This is a genomic window from Streptomyces sp. NPDC030183 (assembly GCF_055573455.1).
The window spans coordinates 75,488-97,678 of record NZ_JBVIBK010000016.1 but is presented as its reverse complement, the minus strand read 5'-3'; the positions used below and the strand labels follow the sequence as shown (position 1 = coordinate 97,678).

General features: G+C 72.2%; 18 protein-coding genes. 6 read left to right on the top strand and 12 right to left on the bottom strand.

Features of this window, described 5'->3' with window-relative positions:
• Positions 1–88: 88 nt before the first annotated feature.
• The 8 genes from hypA to ACZ4Z2_RS20475 form a co-directional block, all read right to left on the bottom strand.
• A complete protein-coding gene (hypA, locus tag ACZ4Z2_RS20510; protein WP_468077946.1) occupies positions 89–439 on the bottom strand; it encodes a hydrogenase maturation nickel metallochaperone HypA in 351 nt (116 codons plus the stop codon).
• Between the two features lie 7 nt (positions 440–446).
• Positions 447–596, bottom strand: a complete 150-nt coding sequence (locus ACZ4Z2_RS20505) for a hypothetical protein (RefSeq protein WP_468077944.1) — start codon at positions 594–596, stop codon at positions 447–449.
• A 74-nt stretch (positions 597–670) separates the two neighbouring features.
• Positions 671–877, bottom strand: a complete 207-nt coding sequence (locus ACZ4Z2_RS20500; protein ID WP_468077942.1) for a hypothetical protein — start codon at positions 875–877, stop codon at positions 671–673.
• A gap of 41 nt (positions 878–918) precedes the next feature.
• The gene (locus tag ACZ4Z2_RS20495) at positions 919–1,515 is read right to left on the bottom strand and encodes a DUF5947 family protein (protein WP_468077940.1); all 597 of its coding nucleotides are present in this window, start codon (positions 1,513–1,515) and stop codon (positions 919–921) included.
• Complete coding sequence (locus tag ACZ4Z2_RS20490; protein ID WP_468077939.1) at positions 1,512–2,072, bottom strand: NifU family protein; 561 nt, start codon at positions 2,070–2,072, stop codon at positions 1,512–1,514. Before ACZ4Z2_RS20490 ends, ACZ4Z2_RS20495 begins: the two co-directional genes overlap by 4 nt.
• Positions 2,065–3,858: a nickel-dependent hydrogenase large subunit gene (locus ACZ4Z2_RS20485; protein ID WP_468077937.1), complete on the bottom strand. Its 1,794-nt coding sequence runs from the start codon at positions 3,856–3,858 to the stop codon at positions 2,065–2,067. The genes ACZ4Z2_RS20490 and ACZ4Z2_RS20485 overlap by 8 nt, the downstream gene beginning before the upstream one ends.
• Before the next feature lie 126 nt (positions 3,859–3,984).
• On the bottom strand, positions 3,985–5,073 hold the full coding sequence (locus tag ACZ4Z2_RS20480; protein WP_468077935.1) for an NADH-quinone oxidoreductase subunit B family protein: 1,089 nt from the start codon (positions 5,071–5,073) through the stop codon (positions 3,985–3,987).
• 1 nt (position 5,074) lies between these two features.
• A complete protein-coding gene (locus ACZ4Z2_RS20475) occupies positions 5,075–6,715 on the bottom strand; it encodes a hypothetical protein (RefSeq protein WP_468077933.1) in 1,641 nt (546 codons plus the stop codon).
• Between the two features lie 253 nt (positions 6,716–6,968).
• Between ACZ4Z2_RS20475 and ACZ4Z2_RS20470 the strand changes: the two genes are divergently transcribed.
• The gene (locus tag ACZ4Z2_RS20470; protein WP_468077931.1) at positions 6,969–7,808 is read left to right on the top strand and encodes a TIM barrel protein; all 840 of its coding nucleotides are present in this window, start codon (positions 6,969–6,971) and stop codon (positions 7,806–7,808) included.
• 47 nt (positions 7,809–7,855) lie between these two features.
• Entirely contained in the window at positions 7,856–8,749 is an 894-nt protein-coding gene (locus tag ACZ4Z2_RS20465) for a 2-hydroxy-3-oxopropionate reductase (RefSeq protein ID WP_468077929.1), read from the top strand.
• A 751-nt stretch (positions 8,750–9,500) separates the two neighbouring features.
• On the opposite strand, the gene gcl is transcribed toward ACZ4Z2_RS20465, so the two are convergent.
• Positions 9,501–11,285, bottom strand: coding sequence for a glyoxylate carboligase (gene gcl / locus ACZ4Z2_RS20460; RefSeq protein WP_468077927.1), 1,785 nt, complete (start codon positions 11,283–11,285; stop codon positions 9,501–9,503).
• 287 nt (positions 11,286–11,572) lie between these two features.
• Between gcl and ACZ4Z2_RS20455 the strand changes: the two genes are divergently transcribed.
• Positions 11,573–12,298: a hypothetical protein gene (locus tag ACZ4Z2_RS20455; protein WP_468077926.1), complete on the top strand. Its 726-nt coding sequence runs from the start codon at positions 11,573–11,575 to the stop codon at positions 12,296–12,298.
• A 17-nt stretch (positions 12,299–12,315) separates the two neighbouring features.
• Here the strand turns inward: ACZ4Z2_RS20455 and ACZ4Z2_RS20450 are convergent, their stop codons facing one another.
• Both ACZ4Z2_RS20450 and ACZ4Z2_RS20445 read right to left on the bottom strand, forming a co-directional pair.
• Positions 12,316–13,899 (bottom strand): AMP-binding protein, encoded by a 1,584-nt coding sequence (locus ACZ4Z2_RS20450; protein ID WP_468078142.1) that lies wholly within the window; start codon positions 13,897–13,899, stop codon positions 12,316–12,318.
• Between the two features lie 23 nt (positions 13,900–13,922).
• Positions 13,923–15,602 carry an AMP-binding protein gene (locus ACZ4Z2_RS20445; protein ID WP_468077924.1) on the bottom strand — a complete coding sequence of 560 codons (1,680 nt, stop codon included), beginning with the start codon at positions 15,600–15,602 and terminating at the stop codon, positions 13,923–13,925.
• 155 nt (positions 15,603–15,757) lie between these two features.
• On the opposite strand from ACZ4Z2_RS20445, the gene ACZ4Z2_RS20440 reads away from it, so the two are divergent.
• From ACZ4Z2_RS20440 to ACZ4Z2_RS20430, 3 genes are all read left to right on the top strand, one after another.
• On the top strand, positions 15,758–16,591 hold the full coding sequence (locus ACZ4Z2_RS20440; RefSeq protein WP_468077922.1) for a LuxR C-terminal-related transcriptional regulator: 834 nt from the start codon (positions 15,758–15,760) through the stop codon (positions 16,589–16,591).
• Between the two features lie 247 nt (positions 16,592–16,838).
• Positions 16,839–19,700 carry a helix-turn-helix transcriptional regulator gene (locus tag ACZ4Z2_RS20435; protein ID WP_468077920.1) on the top strand — a complete coding sequence of 954 codons (2,862 nt, stop codon included), beginning with the start codon at positions 16,839–16,841 and terminating at the stop codon, positions 19,698–19,700.
• A 333-nt stretch (positions 19,701–20,033) separates the two neighbouring features.
• Positions 20,034–20,831: a S1 family peptidase gene (locus tag ACZ4Z2_RS20430; RefSeq protein ID WP_468077918.1), complete on the top strand. Its 798-nt coding sequence runs from the start codon at positions 20,034–20,036 to the stop codon at positions 20,829–20,831.
• Positions 20,832–20,943: 112 nt separating this feature from the next.
• On the opposite strand, the gene ACZ4Z2_RS20425 is transcribed toward ACZ4Z2_RS20430, so the two are convergent.
• The gene (locus ACZ4Z2_RS20425) at positions 20,944–22,077 is read right to left on the bottom strand and encodes a winged helix DNA-binding domain-containing protein (protein ID WP_468077916.1); all 1,134 of its coding nucleotides are present in this window, start codon (positions 22,075–22,077) and stop codon (positions 20,944–20,946) included.
• Positions 22,078–22,191 lie beyond the last annotated feature (114 nt).

Genomic DNA, 22,191 nt, shown 5'->3' with positions numbered 1-22,191 from the left:
AGGACGTCTTCGCTGAAAACGACATTCGAGGGCCCCGCCGGCGTTGGCGGGGCCCTCGGGTTGTGCGGTGGCCGGGGCCGGCCTCGGACTATGCGGGGGCCGGTTCGATCGCGGCGATCTCCAGTTCCCGGCCGCTGCGCAGCTCGGTGGAGGGCCGGTCGCAGCGCGGGCACCAGAAGAACGGCGGCATGCCCACCGCGAACTCCTCGGCGCACGGGTCGCACCACGCCTGTGCGGGGACCTGCTCGACCAGGAGCCGGGCGCCGGCGAGGGCAGTGCCGTCGCGGGCCACCTCGAAGGCGAAGCCGAGGGCGTCGGGGACGACGCCCGCCAGCTCCCCGACCCGGACGGTCACCGCCGAGACGGAGTCCGTGCCGTCCGCACGGGCCAGCTCATCGGCCCGTTCGATGATCGCGGTCGCGATCGACAGTTCGTGCACGGCCGGCTCACGGGTACCGGTGGCCGGCGCGGAAACCGCCGGCCATCCGCCAGATCCGCGCCTCCCGCCGCAGGCTCGGCAGCTCCCACAGGAGCAGCCCCAGGGCCAGGCCGCCGACCAGGGCGGCCTCGGCCTTCAGGACCCGCTGCCCGGTCATCCCGCCCCGTCTCCTGACGGCGCCCGGCCTTCGTACGCGCATGTACGTCTTCATTGCGGCGACTCCCTGCTGTCTCATCCGGGTGAGATGTTCGGCATGGTCTCCGCGAGGGTGTCATGCCGCTTCCAGTGGATCCCGGTGGAACGGCGCGCGTCGGCGGTGCCGTCCTCGTGGTGTCCCTTCTGGTTCTTGTACGGTCCCCGGTTGCCCTGGTGCATGCCCATGACGTGCCGGGGCGTGTCGGGCCTGGCCTGGGCCCGGCCCACTCTGATGCTGCCCATGGGTGTTCTCCTTCCTCGCCTCCGACCGGCGGAGTGCGTGGTCATGACCGCTCGGTGAGGTCCTCGAAGAATTCCTCGACGGCCGGCCAGACCCGGCCGCCGCCGGACAGGCCGCGCCACTCGCGGCGTACGAGGGCGACCATGCGGTAGCAGTCGTCGATCGGCACGATCCAGTGGTGGTCGAGCCCGTGGACGGTGTTCACCAGCAGGGCCTCCACATCGGGTTCCACGCCGGCGAGCTGCGGACACGTCCTGGTCAGCTGTTCCCAGGCCGAGGCCTCCACCTCCCACCGCATGGCGCCCGCGGGGCTGGGGCCCTCGGCGGTGACCGTGCCGTCCGTCCGGGGCACGAAGAAGACCAGGCCGACCGGGACGCCCAGGACGGCCGTGTCCAGGTGGGGCAGCCGCACCCTGCGCCGGGGCACGAGCCGGTGGTGGCCCTCCGCCGCCTTGGCGTCGGCGAACAGCACCGAGCAGGGGCCGCACACGCAGCGCACCTCCGCCTGCCCGGTGTCGTAGAGGTGGGCGTGCTCGTCGGCGACCGGTGCGGCGCACAGGTCGCACACCTCCGCCCCGGCCGCCGAGGAACGGTCGGCCGAGGAGCGGATGAGGCGGGCCAGCGCTCCCTCGGTGGTCACGGGGTGCCCCGGCGCTTGAGTGTGGTCAGCGGCACGAACGCCGGGGGCGGGGCCTCCGCGACCGGCTCCACCGCCGTCAGCTCGGGAGCCATGGCGAGCACCGCCTCGCGGACGGCGGTAGTCACGTCGCCGCCGCCCCCTCCGCCGCCGCACCCGGATCCGCAGCCGCCGCCCGACGTCAGGCGGACCCGGGCCACGTCCCCGTCCACGCCGGCCCATTCGACGTCGCCGCCGCGCTCCCGGACGGCGGGCCGCAGGCGCTCGACCGCGCGGGCCGCCCGCTGCTCGGGGGGCTCGGGGTGGATGTCGTGCAGGACCAGCAGATGGCCCAGCAGTTCGTCGTCGGCGAGGCGTTCGGCGAGCGGAGCGTCCGCGTGGTCCAGGACCCGGGCGAGGGCCTCGCCGTAGACCTCGGTCAGCAGCCGTACCGCCTCGGTGGCGGAGCGGGTCGCCGGGCCGGGCGCGGAACCGACCTCCTCCAGCAGCTCGTCGAGGCGGGCGAGCCGTGCCTCGACGTCCGGGTCCGCGAGCCGTGCGGGGGCGGCGGCCTCAGCCATGGTTCGCCCCGTACGTCGGCGAGTGGAGTGTGGTGAGGGTCTTGCCCTTGCCGACGTACATGTGGACGCCGCACGGCAGGCAGGGGTCGAAGCTGCGCACGGTGCGCATGATGTCGATGCCCTTGAAGTCGTCGGGCCCGTTCTCCTCGAAGATCGGCTGGCCCTGGACGGCGTCCTCGTACGGGCCGGGGGTGCCGAACTTGTCGCGCGGGCTGGCGTTCCACGGGGTGGGCGGGTACGGGTGGTAGTTGGCGATCTTCTTGTCCTTGATCACCAGGTGGTGGGAGAGGACACCGCGCACGGCCTCGTGGAAGCCGCAGCCGATCGCCTCGTCGGGCACCTCGAAGTTCTCGAACACCTTGGTCTCGCCGGCCCGCACCAGCCCCATGGCCTCCTCCAGGAACTGGAGGGCCATCGCGGCCGCGTAGGCGACGAAGTACGGCCGGGCGCGGTCGCGTTCGATGGTGTTGCTCCACTGCGGGATGCGCCACTCGAACGTCGTCTCCGGCAGCTTCTCGCCCTTGGGCAGGGAGATGCGCACGCTGTGGCCGGTGGCCTTGACGTACGGGGTGTCGACGAGGCCGCTCAGCGCGGTCGACCACAGCCGGGCGAGGGGGCCGCCGCCGGTGTCGAGGGCGAGGTGGTCGCCGGTGCGCGGGTCGAGCCAGCGAGGGCTCATGACCCAGCTGTACTTGTCGTCGAAGTTCCGCTTCTGCGGCACCGGGACGGTGGTCTGGTTCCACGGGTGGCGCATGTCGACGGGGTTGCCGAGCGGGTCGTGCGTGACGAACGGCTGCTCGTTGACCCAGTCCTCGTAGTACGAACTGCCCAGCATGATGCGCAGGCCGAGGTTGATGTCGATGAGGTTGTTGGTGACGAGTTCGCCGTCGACGATGACGCCCGGGGTGACGTACATCTGCTTGCCCCAGGTGTTCATGGTCTCGTAGCGGTAGTCGACGGTCATGGGGTCCTGGAAGGCACCCCAGCAGCCCAGCAGGACACGGCGGCGGCCGACCTCCTCGTAGCCGGGCAGCGCCTCGTAGAAGAAGTCGAAGACGTCGTCGTTCATGGCGACGGCCTTCTTCACGAAGTCGATGACCCGCATGAGCCGGCTGAGGTAGTCGGTGAAGGTGGTCGGCTGCGGCATCGTGCCGACGCCGCCCGGGTACAGCGTGGACGGGTGGACGTGCCGCCCCTCCATCAGGCAGAACATCTCACGCGTGATGCGGCTGACCTTCAGGGCCTCCTTGTAGACCTCGCCCTCGAAGGGGTTGAAGGCCCGCATGATGTCGGCGATGGTGCGGTAGCCGTGGATGTCGCCGCGGGGTGCCGAGGTGCTCTCGGCGCGGGCCAGCACACCGGGGTTGGTGGACTTGACCATCGCCTCGCAGAAGTCCACGAAGACCAGGTTGTCCTGGAAGATCGTGTGGTCGAAGATGTACTCGGCCGCCTCACCGAGGTTGACGATGTAGTCGGCCAGCGGGGGCGGCTTGACGCCGTAGGCCATCTGCTGGGCGTAGTCGGAGCAGGTGGTGTGGTTGTCGCCGCAGATGCCGCAGATCCGGGACGTGATGAAGCCCGCGTCCCGGGGGTCCTTGCCCTTCATGAACACCGAGTAGCCGCGGAACAGCGACGAGGTGCTGTGGCATTCCACGACTTCCCGGTTGGCGAAGTCGATCTTCGTGTAGATGCCCAGGTTCCCGATGATCCGGGTGATCGGATCCCAGGACATGTCCACGAGTTGTGGCGGCTTGCGCTCGGTGGGCCGGGCCTCGGTGGTGGTCATGTGCGGTGCTGCCCCTCGCTGTCGGCGTGGTGTGGGTGGGGGTGATGGAAGTCGCTTGGGTTCGTGCGGTACTGGGGGTACGGGGTGGCCGGGGGCGCGGCGGTGGAACGCCGTGCGTGCCCGGCGTCAGGGGCGGTAGCGCGGGTTGTAGCCGCTGGTCAGCTTGCGCTTGTTGTGGCGCCACCTGGGCTCGTGGTTGACCAGCTCGTTGGTCATGCCGCGCAGCCGGCGGATGACGGCCCCGTACGGCTTGATGGCCAGCGACGACAGGGTTCCGCCCGGCGGTTCGTCCATGAACGGCATGAACGCGTCGGGGAAGCCGGGCATGGTGCAGCCGATGCAGATGCCGCCGACGTTCGGGCAGCCGCCGATGCCGGCCATCCAGCCGCGCTTGGGCACGTTGCAGTTGACCACGGGACCCCAGCAGCCGGTCTTCACCAGGCACTTGGGCGAGTTGTAGTCCTTGGCGAAGCCGGCCTGCTCGTAGTACGCGCCCCGGTCGCAGCCCTCGTGGACCGTCTTGCCGAACAGCCACTGCGGTCGCAGCATGTGGTCCAGCGGGGGCGGGGGCGCGGAGCCGGCCGCGTGGTAGAGGACCCAGACCAGGGTCTCCATGAAGTTCTCGGGCTGGATCGGGCAGCCGGGCACGTTGACCACGGGCAGCCCGCCCTGGGAGGTGTAGTCCCAGCCCAGGTAGTCGGCGAGGCCCATGCATCCGGTCGGGTTGCCGGACATGGCGTGGATGCCGCCGAAGGTGGCGCAGGTGCCGGCGGCGACCACGGCCCATGCCTTGGGGGCGAGTTGGTCGATCCACCAGTTGAGGGTCTGCGGCTCCCCGGTCTCCGGGTCGTTGCCGAAGGACGTCCAGTAGCCGTCGCCCTCGATGATGTTCTGGTTGGGGATCGAGCCCTCGATGACGAGGATGAAGGGGGCCAGGTCGCCGCGTGCCGCCGCCCGGTAGGGGGCGAGGAAGTCCTCGCCGCCCAGGCTCGGGGACAGCACCTTGTTGACGAGGTTCACCTTCGGCAGGCCGGGGATCAGCCCGAGGACCACGTCCTCGATGGAGGGCTGGCCGGCGGCGGTCAGCGAGACCGTGTCGCCGTCGCAGCTCATGCCCTCGGAGATCCACAGGATCGTGATCTCGTCGAAGCCCTCACGGTCCTCGGCTCGGCTGGGTTCCTCGCTGACTTCGGTGGTACTGCTGCTGGTGGTCATGTCATCGGCCTCCGGTGCGGTGGGTCTCGGAGTCGGTCGTGTGCCGCGCCGGGGCTGCGGCGGGAGCCGGTTTCGACGGCTCGTCCGGGGATGCGGCGGGCTCCAGTGGTTCGAGCTCGTCGGGCCGGAAGTACAGGAAGCGGCCGTACCAGGTGTGCAGTTCGGACGCGGGGTCGTCGTCGAGGGTGACGGCGAGGTGCACGCTGCCGTCGACGTCGTGGAAGACGGCGGCCACCTCCGCGGTGCGCCCGGCCAGGAACATGTCCTGGGCGTCGGCGCTCCTGCGGGGCCGGAGCCGGACGCGGCTGCCACCGCCGACCGGCACACCGTCGACGAGCACGGTCTCCGTGGTCGGCGAGAGCCCGTCGTCAGCCCCCTCCTGCCACCACACGGGCCGCTCGGCCCCGGACGCCGGGGACGTCGCGGGAGCGGCGAAGGGGGGCGCGGGGGCCGGGGGCGCGGCCGTCGGGGCGGGGGCCGGGGGCGCGGCCGTCGGGGCGGTGGCCGTGCGCGCGGCCGTCGGGGCGGGGGCCGGGGTCAGGGAGCGGACCGCTCCGTGGAGGCGGGCGAAGACCTCCGGGGGCATGGTGTCGACGCGGTCGAGGATCGCGGCGGCCCGCGCGTCGGTGGCGCGTGCCTCCCGTTTCTCGTCGTCGGTCAGCAACATGGTGCGCAGCGTGAGGATCTCGTCGATCTCCGCGGCGTCGTGCAGGTCCCCCGGGCTCTCCGGGGCCACCTGGGGATGGTCGGGCAGGATGATCGGCGCGGAGAGCACGACGGGCGCGGTGGGGGGCTCGTCGGCGAGGACGGGGAAAGTGAACTCGTTACGGCAGGCCCGCGCGTGGCCGTCCAGCTCCGCCGGCGGGTCGATCAGCGAGACGAACTCCACGCCGTCACCGCCGATGAGCGTGTGGGTGGCGACGAGGGCCCGGCGCAGCGCCTCGTCGCGGGGCGCGCGGGGCGCCGGGCCGCTCCCGGCGTTCGCGGTGCGCACACGGAGCCGGCAGAGGCCGTCCGCGATCCGCTCGGCCGTCAGGGTGACGCTCGCCGTCACCTCCTCACGGCGTCGCACCACCCGCCCGGCGCCACCGGGCAGCGGCTCGATGTCCTCACCTGCCGCCGACACCGCCGGGACGGTGCGCTCGCCGCGCAGCAGGTCCTCCAGCGGGACGACGACGTCGGTCTCACGCGGGACCGCTTCGTCGAAGGTCAGATGGACCGTGCCGTCGTCGGTCCGCAGCGACTCGACCGCCCGGTGGACGCCGTCGGGGCCGGCCTCCTCCACCTGCTTGCGCTGCGTCTGCAGATGACGGACCCTCACCCGGACGGTCGCGCCGGGCCGCCGGACGCGCAGCAGGCACTCGGTCCGCTGGTACCAGGAGTCGGCCGAGCCGGACACACCCGGGACGACAGGGCCGTCGGCCTCCACCCACGCGCGGGGGAACAGCACCCCGAACTGCCAGCGGACGCGGTTCTTGGCGGAGGACCGCCGGTAGGGGTACAGGAGGTAGCCCTCGTAGAGGACGGCGTCGGCGACGGCGGCGATCCGCTCGAAGACGCCCCCGGACGGGTCCGGCGGCAGGCCGGTGTCCATGCCCGTGTCCGGGCACACCGTGCCGCTGTCGACCGGTCCGTACGCCATCGCGCCCTCCTTCTGCTCGTGTGCCGGGCCATCCCTTCCACCACCGTCACACCGCTCACGCCCTCTCGCCTCCTCCGGCGCAGCGCACTGAGCCGTTCGAGGGGCAACCCGGCGTGCCGTCTTCCGCCGCGCCCCTCTTGACAAGCCCGGACAACGAACGGCAGTCTTCCGTTAGACAGAAAGAAACTTCCATATTACGGAAAGCCGAGTGGGAAGCACCCGGAAGCGCACGGAAGGGAGCGTCTGAGGCCCCATGGGATTCGCGGCGCAGCGCTTCAACGTCAACCTGTCGATCCTCTTCACGGAACTCCCGCTCCTGGAGCGCCCCGCGGCGGCCGCCGCGGCCGGCTTCACGGCGGTCGAACTGTGGTGGCCCTGGGTCGACTCCCCCACCCCCGACCGGGCGGAGCTCGACGCCCTGAGGCGCGCGCTCGACGACGCCGGCGTCCTGCTCACGGGGCTCAACTTCTACGCCGGCCGCCTGCCGGGCCCGGACCGCGGCGCCCTGTCGGTGCCGGGTGAGGAGTCGGAGAGGTTCCGCGCCAACATCGACGTGGTCGCCGGCTTCGCGGAGTCGGTGGGCTGCACGGCCCTCAACGCCCTGTACGGCAACCGCGTGGAGGGCGTGGATCCCGCCGAGCAGGACGCGCTCGCGCTGGAGAACCTGGTCCTCGCCGCGCGGGCCGCCGACCGGATCGGCGCGATCCTGCTGATCGAGGCGCTGAACAAGGTGGAGTCCCCGCTCTGCCCGCTGGTCTCGGCCCCCGCCGCCGTCGGCGTCGTCGACAAGGTGAACCGGGCCTCGGGCCTCGGCAACGCCCGCTTCCTGATGGACCTCTACCACCTGTCCATGAACGGCGAGGACCTGTCGTCGGTGATCGAGCGGTACGCCGACCGGACGGGCCATGTGCAGATCGCCGACAACCCGGGCCGGGGCGCGCCGGGCACGGGCTCCCTCCCGCTGGCGGACCTCCTCGACCAATTGGGCGAGGCGGGTTACGAGGGCTGGGTCGGCCTGGAGTACAAGCCGGGCGACCGGCCGAGCGCCGATGCCTTCGAGTGGCTCCCCCGCGAGGCCCGCGCGGCGCGCTGAGCGCCCCCGACCGGACGCAGTAGAGCAGTCAGAGAGGCACCCTCATCATGAGCAGCAGTCTTCCCAAGGTCGCCTGGATAGGTCTCGGCATCATGGGCTCCCCCATGTCCGAGAACCTCGTCAAGGCGGGCTACGACGTCACGGGTCACACCCTGGAGCAGGACAAGCTCGACCGGCTCACCGCGGCCGGCGGCACCGCGGCGGCCTCCGTCGCCGAGGCCGTGCGGGACGCCGACGTCGTGATCACGATGGTGCCCGCGTCGCCGCAGGTCGAGGCGGTCGCGTACGGCCCTCACGGCATCCTGGAGAACGCGCGGGCCGGGGCCCTGCTGATCGACATGTCGTCCATCACCCCGCAGACCTCGATCGATCTGGCGAGGGCCGCGAAGGACAAGGGCGTCCGTGTCCTCGACGCGCCCGTGTCCGGCGGTGAGGCCGGTGCCGTGGAGGCCGTGCTGTCCATCATGGTCGGCGGCGAGCGGGCCGACTTCGACGAGGCCGAGCCGCTGTTCCAGGCGCTCGGCAGGACCGTCGTGCTGTGCGGCCCGCACGGCTCCGGGCAGACGGTCAAGGCCGCGAACCAGCTGATGGTCGCCGTGAACATCCAGGCGTGCGCCGAGGCCGTCGTCTTCCTGGAGAAGTCGGGCGTGGACCTGAGGGCGGCGCTGGAGGTCCTCAACGGCGGACTCGCCGGCTCGACCGTGCTGACGCGCAAGAAGGACAACTTCCTGAACCGGGACTTCGCGCCGGGTTTCCGTGTCGACCTGCACCACAAGGACATGGGCATCGTCACCGACGCCGCCCGCGCCGTGGGTGCCACGCTGCCCGTCGGCGCACTGGTGGCCCAGTTGGTGGCGTCGCTGCGCGCGCAGGGCGACGGGGGCCTGGACCACTCCGCCCTGCTGCGGGCCGTGGAGCGCCTCTCCGGCGCCCGGCCCTGAAGCCCGAGCGGCCGGGGCCCACCTCACTTCCGGTCCGCGGCGGCGCCGACACCTGTCCTGTCGCGCCCAGGCGCCGCCGCGGACCGGAACTCCGACGACTTCGCCGAACCACCGGACCTCGCACGCCCCCTGACCATGCGTCAGGGGGCGTGCGCAGCGTCCGCGCACCCGCCGGACCACATGGATGAGGGGTCATCCGGTTCGGCGGGTGCGCGGGCAGGCGAGGACCGCGGCGGCGTGCGCGCCAGTGCGGTGACGCAAGGCAGGGGCCCTCCCCGTCTCGACGTGAGGGACGCCGGGCCCGTGCCGTCGTGCGCCGCCGCGGTCCCGCCCCACCCCGGGGCCCTGGGCCGCCTCCTCCCCCTCCCTGGCGCGTGTTCCGTACCCCGCCTGTCTACGCAACGGGGCGTAGCGCGCCTACGGAACCCTCAAATCAACCTCTGAACCACCGTCGAAGGGCTTCAACTGCCCCCGGGTGCGGGCACATCCTCGACACATGAGGCCCGCCGGCACGGGGGCGGCGGGCCTCGACGGGGGGGGAACGTCCGTGGTGGGTACGGGGGAGCGCACCATCGCGAGCACGGGGGAAGCGAGTTCGCGGGATCCGGGGAAACGGGGGGCACGGGGGAAACGGGGGCCGTGCGGCGGTGTGGCAAAGCGGCTCGCATCATGCGAGGCCACACCGGCGCACGGCCCCCACTGCCGGTCGTAGCGCGCCCAGGTTCCACGGGCTCACGGATGCCCTCCCGGCTCAGACCTTCAGCGTCCTGATCGACGTCGGCGCGTGCCACGGCTCGGTCGCGAGTTCCTCGAACTCCACGACGGCGCTGATGTCGTTGGTGGTGGACATCGCGATGTTGGTGACCCGCTCCAGGACGGCCTCCACGACCACCGGCACCCGGTACTCCGCCGCGAGCTTCTTCGCCTGTTCGAAGGCGGCGCCCAGCTCCGCCGGGTCGGTCACCCGGATCGCCTTGCAGCCGAGACCCTCGGCGACCTTGACGTGGTCGACGCCGTACACGCCCAGCTCGGGCGAGTTGACGTTCTCGAACTCCAGGTTGACCTGGAAGTCCATGTCGAAGGCCCGCTGCGCCTGCCGGATGAGGCCCATGTAGGAGTTGTTCACCAGGACATGGACGTACGGGATCCGGTGCTGCGCCCCGACGGCCAGCTCCTCCATCATGAACTGGAAGTCGTAGTCGCCGGAGAGGGCGACGACGGACGCCTCCGGGTCGGCCTTGGCGACACCGAGCGCGGCGGGGACGGTCCAGCCGAGCGGGCCCGCCTGGCCGCAGTTGATCCAGTGGCGCGGGCGGTGGACGTGCAGCAGCTGGGCGCCGGCGATCTGCGAGAGGCCGATGGTGGTGACGTACCGGGTGTCGGGGCCGAAGGCCCTGTTCATCTCCTCGTAGACGCGCTGCGGCTTGATCGGGATGTCGTCGAAGTGGGTACGGCGCTGGAGGCGGGCCCTGCGGTCCTGTGCCTCGGCGGCCCACGCGGAGCGGTCGGGCAGCCGGCCCTGCGCCTTCAGCTCCCGCGCCACCCGGACGAAGAGTTCCAGCGCGGCCCCGGCGTCCGAGGCGATGCCGTAGTCGGGGGCGAAGATCCTGCCGATCTGGGTGGGCTCGATGTCGACGTGGACGAAGGTCCGTCCGGCCGTGTAGACGTCCAGCTTCCCGGTGTGCCGGTTGGCCCAGCGGTTGCCGATGCCGAGGACGAAGTCGGAGGCGAGGAAGGTCGCGTTGCCGTAGCGGTGCGAGGTCTGCAGACCGACCATGCCGGCGTTCAGCTCGTGGTCGTCGGGCAGGACGCCCCAGCCCATGAGGGTGGGCACGACCGGGACCCCGGTCACCTCGGCGAAGTCGACGAGGAGTTCGCTCGCGTCGGCGTTGATGACACCGCCGCCCGCGACGATCAGCGGCCGCTCGGCGGCGTTGAGCATCCCGATCGCCTTCTCGATCTGCGCGCGGGTCGCGGCCGGCTTGTGGACGGGGAGCGGCTCGTACGTCTCCGGGTCGAACTCGATCTCGGTGAGCTGCACGTCGATCGGGAGGTCGATGAGGACCGGTCCGGGGCGGCCGGAGCGCATCAGATGGAACGCCTGCTGGAAGACGCCGGGGACCTGCGCCGCCTCCAGGACGGTCACCGCCATCTTGGTGACCGTGCGGGCGATGGCGGCGATGTCGACCGCCTGGAAGTCCTCCTTGTGGATCACGGCCGTGGGTGCCTGGCCGGTGACGCAGAGGATGGGGACGGAGTCACCGGTGGCGGAGTACAGCCCGGTGATCATGTCGGTGCCGGCGGGGCCGGACGTGCCGACGCAGACCCCGATGTTGCCGGGGCGGGTGCGGGTGTAGCCCTCGGCCATGTGCGAGGCGCCCTCGACATGCCGGGCGAGGGTGTGGTGGATGCCGCCGGATGCCTTCAGGGCCGCGTAGAAGGGGTTGATGGCGGCGCCGGGGACCCCGAACGCGTCGGTGACGCCCTCGCGCTTGAGGATCTCGACTGCCGCGCGGGCAGCGGTCATACGAGCCATTGCGTACTCCTGCTTCAGCTGCCGGACTCGCGCTCCCGTCGCGCCCTGCCGCGAGCACTTCCGTGGTCGTGTGTTCCGTTGACGCGCTTTCACTCAGCTCTTCCGCATTACGGAAACTAGTTTCTGCTATCTGGAAGCAATGTAGGAGTCGGGGTGGGGGCCGTCAAGGGCGGGTCCGCCGAATCGCCCGCACCTGTCACGGTGTTCGCCTGCCGGTGCGCCCGCGGCTGGAGGACGATGAGGGGGCTGTTCGACGGGACCCGGTGAGCTCGGTGGTGGGGTGGGACATGAGCGAGACCATGGCGGTGCGCTGCCCGGACTGCGGGCGGGAGCACGCGTACGCCGTCCCCGCCTACCCCTGCGCGTGCGGCACCCCGGTCGCGCCGCCCCTGAACCGGCACGCCGCCCCCGTGTGCGTCACCCACCGCACCTGGGACGAGGACTGGGTGACGGTCCGCTGCGGGAGCTGCGGACGGACGGACCAGTGGCCCCACCCGGAACTGGGCTGCTCCTGCGGAACCGTGCTGCGCGTCCCCGTCACGGCCGCCGCCCCTCCCCCGGGCACCGACGAGGACGACGGCGACGGCGGGCCTGTCGAACCGCCCGCGCGTCCGCGCACCGCGTCCCGCGCCACCTTCCAGCCCGTCACCATCCGCACCGCGCGCGACGCGGTCACCGCCGTCGCCCTCTATCTGCGCTGGCTGGGCTACCGGGACATCCGCCGGGCCGACCAGCGCCAGCCCCACGGCATCGGGCTCGCCGCACGCGGCGTCCTGGTGCAGGTGCACCCACTGGTCCAGCCGGCCTCGCTGCGCGACGTGGAATGCCTGTGGCTGACCGCCATGGCCGAGTCCTGCGACTGCGTGTACTTCTCGCTCGCCGGATACGCGGACGAGGCCCGTGACCGCGCCGACGGCCTGGGTGTCGCCCTGTTCGTCCTGGACCTCACGGGCACCCCGCAGCCGGTGAACCCCGCGGCGGTGGAACTGGTCACGACCGGCGCGGGGACGTGAGCGCCGGGCGACGGCTCCTACCCGGCCGCGTACCGCTCCCTCAGCTCGATCTTGCGGACCTTGCCCGACACCGTCATCGGGAAGGCGTCCAGGATCCGCAGCGCGCTCGGGATCTTGTAGTGCGCCAACCGCCCGTCACAGTAGGCCCGTAGCTCCTCCAGGGTGGGGGGCCGCGCGGGGTCGCGCGGGATGACGCAGGCGAGGACCTCCTCGCCGTACCGCTCGTGCGGCACGCCGACCACCTGGACGTCGGCGATCGCCGGGTGGCCGTACAGGAACTCCTCGATCTCGCGCGGGTAGATGTTCTCACCGCCCCGGATGATCATGTCCTTGATCCGGCCGACGATCTCGACGTACCCGTCCTCGCGCATCATCGCCAGGTCCCCGGTGTGCATCCACCGGCCCGCGTCGACGGCCTCGGCGGTCTTCTCGGGCTCCTCCCAGTAGCCGAGCATCACGCTGTAGCCCCGGGTGCACAGCTCGCCCGCCGTGCCGCGGGGCCGGGTGACCCCGGTGGCCGGGTCGACGATCTTCACCTCGATGTGCGGGAGGACCCGGCCGACGGTGCCGGTGCGGTGCTCCAGATCGTCCTCACGCCGGGTCTGGGTGGAGACGGGCGAGGTCTCCGTCATGCCGTAGCAGATCGACACCTCGGCCATGTGCATGTCGGCGACGACCCGCTTCATCACCTCCACCGGGCAGGGCGAGCCGGCCATGATGCCCGTGCGCAGGGAGGACAGGTCGTAGGAGGCGAAGTCGGGGAGGTTCAGCTCCGCGATGAACATCGTCGGCACGCCGTACAGGGAGGTGCAGCGCTCCCGCTGGACGGCCTCCAAGGTGGCCTTCGGGTCGAAGGACGGGGCCGGGATGACCACGCAGGCACCGTGGGAGGTGGCGGCGAGATTACCCATGACCATGCCGAAGCAGTGGTAGAAGGGGACCGGCACGCAGATCCGGTCCCGCTCGGTGTAGGCGATCGACTCGCCCACGAAGTAGCCGTTGTTGAGGATGTTGTGGTGGGAGAGGGTCGCCCCCTTGGGGAAGCCCGTGGTGCCCGACGTGTACTGGATGTTGATCGGGTCGTCGCAGGACAGCTCCTCGAACGGGACGGGTGTCCCGCGCGCGATCAGCTCGTCCCAGCTCGGGTCGCCGAGGTACACGGTCTCCCGCAGCCGCGGGCAGTTCCCGCGCACCTGCTCGACCATCGCCCGGTAGTCGCTCGTCTTGTGGCTGAGCGAGGCGAACAGCAGCGAGACACCGGCCTGGTTGAGGACGTACTCGACCTCGTGGGTGCGGTAGGCCGGGTTGATGTTCACCATGATCGCGCCGATCCGCGCGGTGGCGTACTGGACGAGCATCCACTCCGGGCGGTTGACCGCCCAGATGCCCACCCGGTCGCCCTTGGCGATCCCGCTCGCGACCAGCGCGTACGCCAGCCGGTCGACGTCCTCGGCGAACCGGGCGTAGGTCCAGCGCCGCCCGGACGGCACGTCGACGAGCACCTCCCGGTCCGGCCAGGCCGCGGCCGCCCGGTCGAGGTTGGCGCCGATCGTGTCGCCGAGGAGGGCCGTGCCGCTCGTCCCGTGCGCGTACGACGGCAGGCTCGTGGAACCGCCGCTCCCGCTCACCGGAAGTCCTCCTCGCGGTACTCGGCGTCCGAGCCCTCGGCCGTGGCCTCGCGCAGCTCGATACGGCGGATCTTGCCCGACACGGTCTTCGGCAGGTCGGCGAACTCCAGGCGGCGGACCCGCTTGTACGGTGCGAGGACGGTCCGGGAGTGCTCGAAGAGGACCTTCGCGGTGTCCGGTCCGGGCTCCCAGCCCGCCGCCAGCACGACGTACGCCTTCGGTACCGCCAGCCGCAGCTCGTCCGGCGCCGGGACGACGGCCGCCTCGGCGACCGCCTCGTGCTCCAGCAGGGCGCTCTCCAGCTCGAACGGGCTGATCTTGTAGTCGCTCGCCTTGAACACGTCGTCGGCGCGGCCCACGTAGGTGATGTAGCCGTCCCGGTCGCGGGAGCCGATGTCGCCGGTGCGGTAGTAGCCGCCCGCCATGGCCTCCGCGGTGCGGTCGGGGTCGCCGTGGTAGCCGGTCATCACCCCCACGGGGCGGTCCGACAGATCGAGCGCGATCTCGCCCTCATCGACGTCGGGGGCGCCCGAGACGGGGTCGAGGAGGACGACCTTGAAACCGGGGCTCGGCCGGCCCATCGAGCCGGTCTTCAACTCCTGGCCGGGACTGTTGGAGACCTGCACGGCCGTCTCGGTCTGGCCGAAGCCGTCCCGGATGGTGATGCCCCAGGCCCGCCGCACCTGCTCGATGACCTCGGGGTTCAGCGGCTCACCCGCGGCGACGACCTCGCGGGGCGGGGTGCGCAGCTGGGTGAGGTCGGCCTGGATCAGCATCCGCCACACGGTGGGCGGGGCGCAGAAGCTGGTGACGCCCGCGCGTTCCATCTCCGACAGCAGCCGGGCGGGGTCGAAGCGGGTGTAGTTGTGGATGAAGACGGTCGCCTCCGCGTTCCACGGGGCGAAGAGGTTGGACCAGGCGTGCTTGGCCCAGCCGGGCGAGGAGATGTTGAGGTGGACGTCCCCGGGTCGCAGGCCGATCCAGTACATCGTCGCCAAGTGGCCCACCGGATACGACACATGGGTGTGCTCGACCAGCTTCGGCCGGGCGGTGGTGCCCGAGGTGAAGTACAGCATCAGCGGGTCGGAGGCGTTGGTCTCGCCGTCCGGTGTGAAGTCGGCGGGGGCCGCGTGGGCGTCCCCGTAGGGGCGCCAGCCGTCGACGGCGCCGCCGACCGCGACCCGGGTGTAGCGGCCGGGCACCTCGTCGAACTTGGGGGTGTCCTCGGCCCGTGCGATCACATGCCGGACCCGGCCCCGCTCGACGCGGTCCCGCAGGTCGGCGGGGCCGAGCAGCGGGGTGGCGGGGATGACGACGGCGCGCAGCTTCATGGCGGCGAGGGCGGTCTCCCACAGCTCCGCCTGGTTGCCGAGCATGACGAGGACCCGGTGGTCGGCGCGCACCCCCTGGGCGCGCAGCCAGTTCGCGACGCGGGAGGAGCGCTCGGACATCTCGGCGAAGGTCAGCCGGGTCTCGGTGCCGTCCTCCTCGACGATGTGCAGGGCCGTGCGGTCGTTCCCGCGTGCGATCACGTCGAACCAGTCGAGTGCCCAGTTGAAGAAGTCCGGGCGCGGCCAGGTGAAGCCCTTGTAGGCCGTCGCGTAGTCCTCGCGGTGGGCCAGCAGGAAGTCCCGGGCCGCCCGGAACTCGTCCGTGGCGCTCGTCCTCGCCGACATGTGTCCTCCTCATTGCCGGACCGTCGCCTGACATCGTGTAATGCGTGATACGCGTCTCACTACCCCCGAACGGGGGTGCGCCGCGGGGAAAGGGCGAGTTCGTGGCAGTGGATCCCTTCAGTTCCGTCGATCCTGCTTCATCCGGTTCGGCGGACATGCGCGGCGCGCTGAACCGCTTACGGCGTGGCACCGGGCTGCCGCTGGCCTTCGCCGGGCTGGTCGAGCCGGGGCGCGGGCAACTGCGCATCAGCGAACTCCAGGGCAACCGGACGACCTCGCTCAGCGGCCTGGCCGTGCACTCCGGGAACGGGCTCGGCGGCAAGGCGGTGGCGCTGGCCCGTCCCTGCTGGGTGACCGACTACTCCTCGTCGCGGCAGATCAGCCACGAGTACGACGCCGCCGTGGCCGCCGAGGGCATCCGCTCGGTGCTCGCCGTGCCCATCGTCGTACGGCGCCGGGTGCGCGGTGTGCTGTACGGCGCCCTGCGCGCGCCCCAGCCGCTGGGCGACCGTACGGTCGGGGCGGCCATGGAGGCCGCGCGGGACATGGAGCAGGCCCTGGTGGTGCGGGACGAGGCCCGGAACATGCTGGCGGCGGCACGGCCGCCGGAGGACGGGGCGCCCGGGGCGTGGGAGGAGGTCAGGGAGGCACATGTGGCGCTGCGCGCTCTGGCCCCGCGCATCGACGACCCGGAGCTCCGGCAGGAGCTGCTCCAGGTGTGCGGCCGGCTGGCGGGGGCCGCCGCCGTCGACACCCCCGACCCCGACTCCCCCGCCCCGCCCTCCGGACCACAGATCGCTCTCACCCCCCGTGAGCTGGACGTCCTGTCCTGCGTGGCCCTCGGCGCGACCAACGCCACCACCGCCGATCGCCTCGGTCTGCGCCCGGAGACGGTCAAGGGCTACCTCCGCTCCGCCATGCGGAAACTGGAGGCCCACACCCGTCTGGAGGCGGTGGTCGCGGCCCGCCGGGCGGGGTTGCTGCCGTAGGTCTCACCCCAGGCGCCACCCCCTGCCGGCCGGGGCGGAGGGAGGATGATGGTGAGGCGGCGTCCACCGCCGGCTCGCACGGGCGGTGAGGGACGGCCCGGCAGCGGTTCGGGATTCATGTTTCGGGCGTGTGAAATTCCTTATGCCGTACCCTTCCTGTTATTTCCCACACCATGCTGCGTTCCGAAATTCAAGGACTGGTTGCCTAATATTGGCCCGGACACGACATAGAGGGGAGCGGTGGCCCGTGCATCGGGACTTCAAAGAGCCTGGGAGACCCCGCCCCGACCTGGTCATAGGCAGGGAGGAACTGTTCACCGCGGCGCGGGAGCAGCTCGCGCGCGGCGGCAGCGTCCTGGTGCACGGTTCGGCCGGTATCGGTAAATCGACCGTCCTGCGCGCGCTGGCCGCTGAATACGACACGACGGCCCGCACCGTCCTGCGGTGCTCGGCGACCGAGTCCGAGTCGCACCTGCCGTTCCTCGCCCTGACCGATCTGCTGGGCCTCGTCGTCGACGAGGTCTCCGACCAGCTGCCCGCCCCCCAGCGCACCGCCCTGGAGTCCGCGCTCACCGGACGCGGCGAGTCCACCCTCCAGCGGGACGGCCTGGCCCTGCGTCTCGCGGTCCTGTCGGCCCTGCGCGCCCTGGCCGCCAAGGGCCCCGTCCTGATCGTCGCGGACGACCTGCAGTGGCTGGATCCGGCCAGTGTCGAGCTGCTCGGGTTCGCCGCCCGCCGCCTCGGCGAGATGCCGGTCCGCATGCTGTGCGCCGTCCGCACCTCGACGGACCCCCATGGCCACGAGCAGGACAGGTATCTACGCGCGTCCCCGCCGGACACCCTGGCCCTCAGGGTCACCCCGCTGTCCCGGGCGCATGTCGCCGAGCTGCTGGAGAACCGCGGGTACACCGGTCTGCCCCGCTCCACCGTGCGGGACATCCACCGCACCAGCGGCGGCAACCCGCTGTTCGCGCTGGAGCTGGGCCGCGCCCTCGCCGACAGCCCCACCCCGCCCCGTCCGGGCGAGCCGCTGCCGGTGCCGACCTCGCTGCGGACCCTCGTGCTGAACCGGCTGGACATGCTCTCGGCGGAGGCCCGCCGCACCCTGCTGGTCGCCAGCGCCGGCGCCCGGCCCACCCTGGCCCTGCTGCGCGCGGCCGGGCGGGAGAACGCCGAGGCGGAGACCGCGCGGGCCGTCGAGCTGGGCCTGCTGTCCCCGGAGCGGGAGAGCCCCGGCGTGCGCTTCGCGCACCCGCTGGTGTCGGCCGCCCTCTACGCGGAGGCCACCGCGCAGGAGCGGCGGGCGGCCCACGCCGCGCTGTCCACCGCCGCCGTCGACCCCATCGAGCGGGCCCGGCATCTCGCGCTGGCCACCACCGGCGCCGATCCGCAGGTCGCCGCCCGTCTCGGTGAGGCCGCCGCCGTCGCCCGGGACCGGGGCGCGCCCTCGGTCGCCGCCGAGCTGGGTCTGCTCGCGGCCCGGCACACCCCGGCCGACGCGAAGCCCTCCCCGGACGAGCGGCGGCTCCAGGCCGCCGAGGACGCGCTGACCGCCGGGGAGAACGACCTCGCCCGGGACATCGCCCGCGAGGTGCTGAGCCGGGCCACCGAGCCCGCCGAGCGCGTCCGCGCCTGGATGGTGGTGATCGAGGCGGCCGGGCAGTCGATCGCCGAGGTCGACGCCGTGTACCCGCAGGCCCTCGCCGACGCGGGCGACGACCCCCGGCTGCTCGCCCTGGTCCACTACCAGCTGGCCTGGCGGGCGCTGGTCATCGACGGCGACTTCGCGGGGGGCCGCGAAGAGGCCGCGCGCTCCGCGGAACTGGCCGCGAAGGCCGGTGACCGCCGCACCGAACTCCTCGCGCTCGCCCATCAGGCGCAGGTCGAGACGCTGATGGGGCACCCGGACGCGCCCGCGACGATCAAGAAGGCGCTGAAGGAGCCGCAGGACCCGCAACTGGCCTGCCACCACAACGGGGCGGGCGCGACCCGTTTCCGCTGGCTGATGATGAGCGACCAGTTCGGCGACGCCCGGGCCACGGCCACCGCGCTGCTGCGCGAGGTGCGGCGTCGCGGCATGGTCGAGAGCGAGGTGCACTACGTGCGCTTCCTCGCCGAGATCGAACTGCGCACCGGGCACTGCGGCCGCGCCCTCGACCTCGCCCGCGAGGGTTACGGGCTCGCCCGGGACTCCGGTATAGGAGAGGGCGCCTCCGCCATGCTCACCTCGCTCGCCGAGGCCGCTGGCGGCGATGTGGAGCGGGCGCAGGCGCTGGCCCGGGAGGCTGCCGAGCACGCCGAACAGGACGGCGACCTGATGTACCTCTCGCGGGCCCTCGGCGCCCTCGGCCACGCCCAGTTGGTGGCCGGGGACACGGTCGGCACCGTGCAGTCGCTGCGCCGGGTAAGGGAGTTGGAGGAGGGACTCGGGGTCACCGACCCGGCCCGCGGCCGCTGGCAGGCCGATCTCGCCGAGGCGCTGGTGCGGGTCGGGGAGATCGCCGAGGCGCAGGACGTCATCGACGTCACCCGGCAGCGGGCGCTGCGGCTGGGCCGGGAGAGCATCCTCGCGGCCCTCGACCGGGCCGAGGCCCTCGTCCGTGCCGCGCGCGGTGAACATGACGCCGCAGTACGGCAGTTGACGTCGGCGCAGGACCGGCTGGCGAAGCTGGGCTGCGGGCTGGAGGAGGCGCGGGCCGCGTATGCGCTGGCCTGCCTGCGCGCGATGCCCCAGGCACTCGGTGTCGCTCCGCGCCCGGGGGTGGCCCCGGTGCCCGGTCCGGCCGCGTTCGACGAGGCGTCCCGGCTGTTCCGCCGCTGCCGTGCCCTGCCGTGGCTGCGTCAGGTGGAGCAGGCCTCGGCCGCCCCGGCGCCCGTGCCCCAGCCCGCGATCGCCCCCTCGGCGCTGGACGCCCTCGCCGGGCTCGCGGCGACGGAACGGCAGGTCGCCGAGCTGGTGATGGAGGGCGCCACCAACAGGGAGATCGCTGGGAAGCTGTACATCAGCGTGAAGACGGTCGAGGCGACGCTCACGCGGGTCTACCGGAAGCTGGGGATCCGGTCGCGTGTGGACATCGTGCGACTGGCGGCGGGACACCGTACGAACTGACCTCCCCGGGACCGGTGCGACGACCCCTCCCGGGGACCCGTGTGCGAGGGCTTCGCGTCGACCGTGACGCCACCCCGCTCTTGCGGATCCAGCCTAGGCTCACACCCCCGCCCGGGTCATCGAGGGTTTTCCCTCCCCAACTCCCTTAGGGGGATCCCCCATTGGGGGGCATTCACAAGCGGTCATACGTTTTACGCCGTGCCGCACGCCAGGGCACACAGACCGGCCCACCGCCCCCGCTCGGCTCCCCCGAGCGGGGGCGGTACCGCACCTGTGCACCACCCCCCACCCGCGCGTCCCCCACCGGCAACTCCCCACCCCACGAGGAGAACCATGTTCGGGTTCATCCGTGCCAGGAAGACGATCCTCGCCGCCGCGGCGACCGCCGCCGCCTCCGCGGCCGCTCTGCTGGCCGCCCCCGGCGCCGTCGCCGCTCCCCAGCCCATCGTCGGTGGTACGACCACCACCGCGAGCGCGTACCCGTACGTCATGCAGATCACCAACGCCTCGCAGAGCCAGTTCTGCGGCGGCACGCTGGTGTCGCCCACCAAGGTGATCACCGCCGCCCACTGCCTGGTGGGCAGAACGACCTCCAACACCCGCGTCGTCGGCGGCCGTACGTTCCGCAACGGCACGGACGGCACCGTCCGGACGGTCAGCCGCATATGGATCCACCCCAGCTACTCCTCCGTCCAGTCGGGCAAGGACGTCGCCGTGCTGACGCTGTCGTCGTCGATGCCGTACACCCCGATCTCGTACGTCTCCTCGTCGCAGACCGGCGTCTACGCGGCCGGCACCACCGCCCGCATCCTCGGCTGGGGCACCACCTCCTCGGGCGGCTCCTCCTCCAACCAGCTGCGCACCGCGACCGTGCCGACCGTGGCCAACTCGGTCTGCGGCAGCTCCAGCGCCTACGGCTCCGAGTTCATCGCGAGCGACATGGTGTGCGCCGGCTACACGTCCGGCGGCGTGGACACCTGCCAGGGCGACAGCGGCGGTCCCCTGATCATCGGGGGCGTCCTGGCAGGCATCACTTCCTGGGGCAACGGCTGCGCCGACGCGCAGTACCCCGGTATCTACACCCGGCTTACCACCTTCTCCAACACGGTGGCCGCGCAGATCAACTCCTGAGCGGAACAGGCCGGCCCGTGAGCTCCTGAGGCACACCCTCAGGTGATACCAGGGGGCGTTGCGAACCTGCCACGAGCGGTTCGCAGCGCCCCCTCTCCATGTCCCGGCCGCCTCAGGTCGCGACGGTGCCGAAGCGGATGTCGTACGGACCGTCGCCGTCGCCCCCGCCCTCACCGGGCAGCGTCCGGAGGGTGCGCTCGGCCTCCGCGACGAGGTCGGCCCGCTGCTCGGCGGTGAGGCGGACGAACGGCTCCAGGACGACGGCAGGCCCGTCGAACTTCCAGATCCCCGCGAGGAATCCGTCGACGAGGAAGGTGCGGTACGCCTGATTGCCCTGCCAGCTGCGGCCCTTGAGGTCGGGCGGTACGACGCGGGAGCGGTCGGCGTGGGAGAGGAGCAGGTTGTCGAACTCGGGCAGCAGCCGGGCCGGGGCCGGGGTGTCCGGGTCGGGGCGGGGCGCGTCGGGGAGGTCGAAGAGTTCGACGCCGTTCTCGTCGCGGAAGGTGACCAGCTCCGGGCGCAGCCGCTCGAAGGCCTCGCGCAGCCGGGTCAGCCCGGCCCAGGTCTGCATGTCCTTGACGGACGCGGGTCCGAAGGCGGCGAGATAGCGGCGTACGACGGTCTCGGGCGCCGGGGCGGGTTCGGCGGCGCGGCCCAGCCAGTGCTCGGCGGTGGTCAGCGCGACCTGGCCGCTCCTGCCCCACAGCCCGCGCGGGGTGACCTGCACGAGCGGCAGCCGGCAGCGCGCGGCGATGCCGAGGGCGAGCGGATCGGCGTCGGGCCACTCGACGAGCAGTGCCTCGCGCAGTTGCTTGAGGGTGCGCGGCTCGTCCTCCACCAACTCCCGTGCCAGGGCGGCGAGTCGGTCGAGGTCGACGCCGACGAGGCCCTTGCGGAACAGCTGCAGTTCCCGTTCGCGGGCGGGCTGCACCAGGGGCCGCAGGGTGAGGCAGTCCTCGGCGGTGTGGGTGTGGATGGTGGACCGCATGGTGACGATCCGTACGACGGCGCGCTCCGCCATGAGCGCCGACAACTGCTCGGGGGCGAAGCCCTCCAGGCGGGCGGCGAGCGCGTAGTAGGGCGGTTTGACGTTCTGCGCCTGGAGGCCGAGCAGGTGCTCGACGGCGTCGCTCACCGACATCTCGGCCACCGGCGTACGGCGCAGCAGCAGTTGCCGGGCGAGGGTGGCGCGGTTGAGGGCGCGGGCGCCGAGCAGGGGTGCGGTGGAGGTCGCCTTCTTCGTCATGGTGGAACGCTAACGGCCCTTGCGGACAGCTTCTGTCCGCGACGCCCGCGGAGACGGACAGAAGCTGTCCGCGACACGAGGGTGGACGGACGGAGACTGTCCGCGACACGGAGG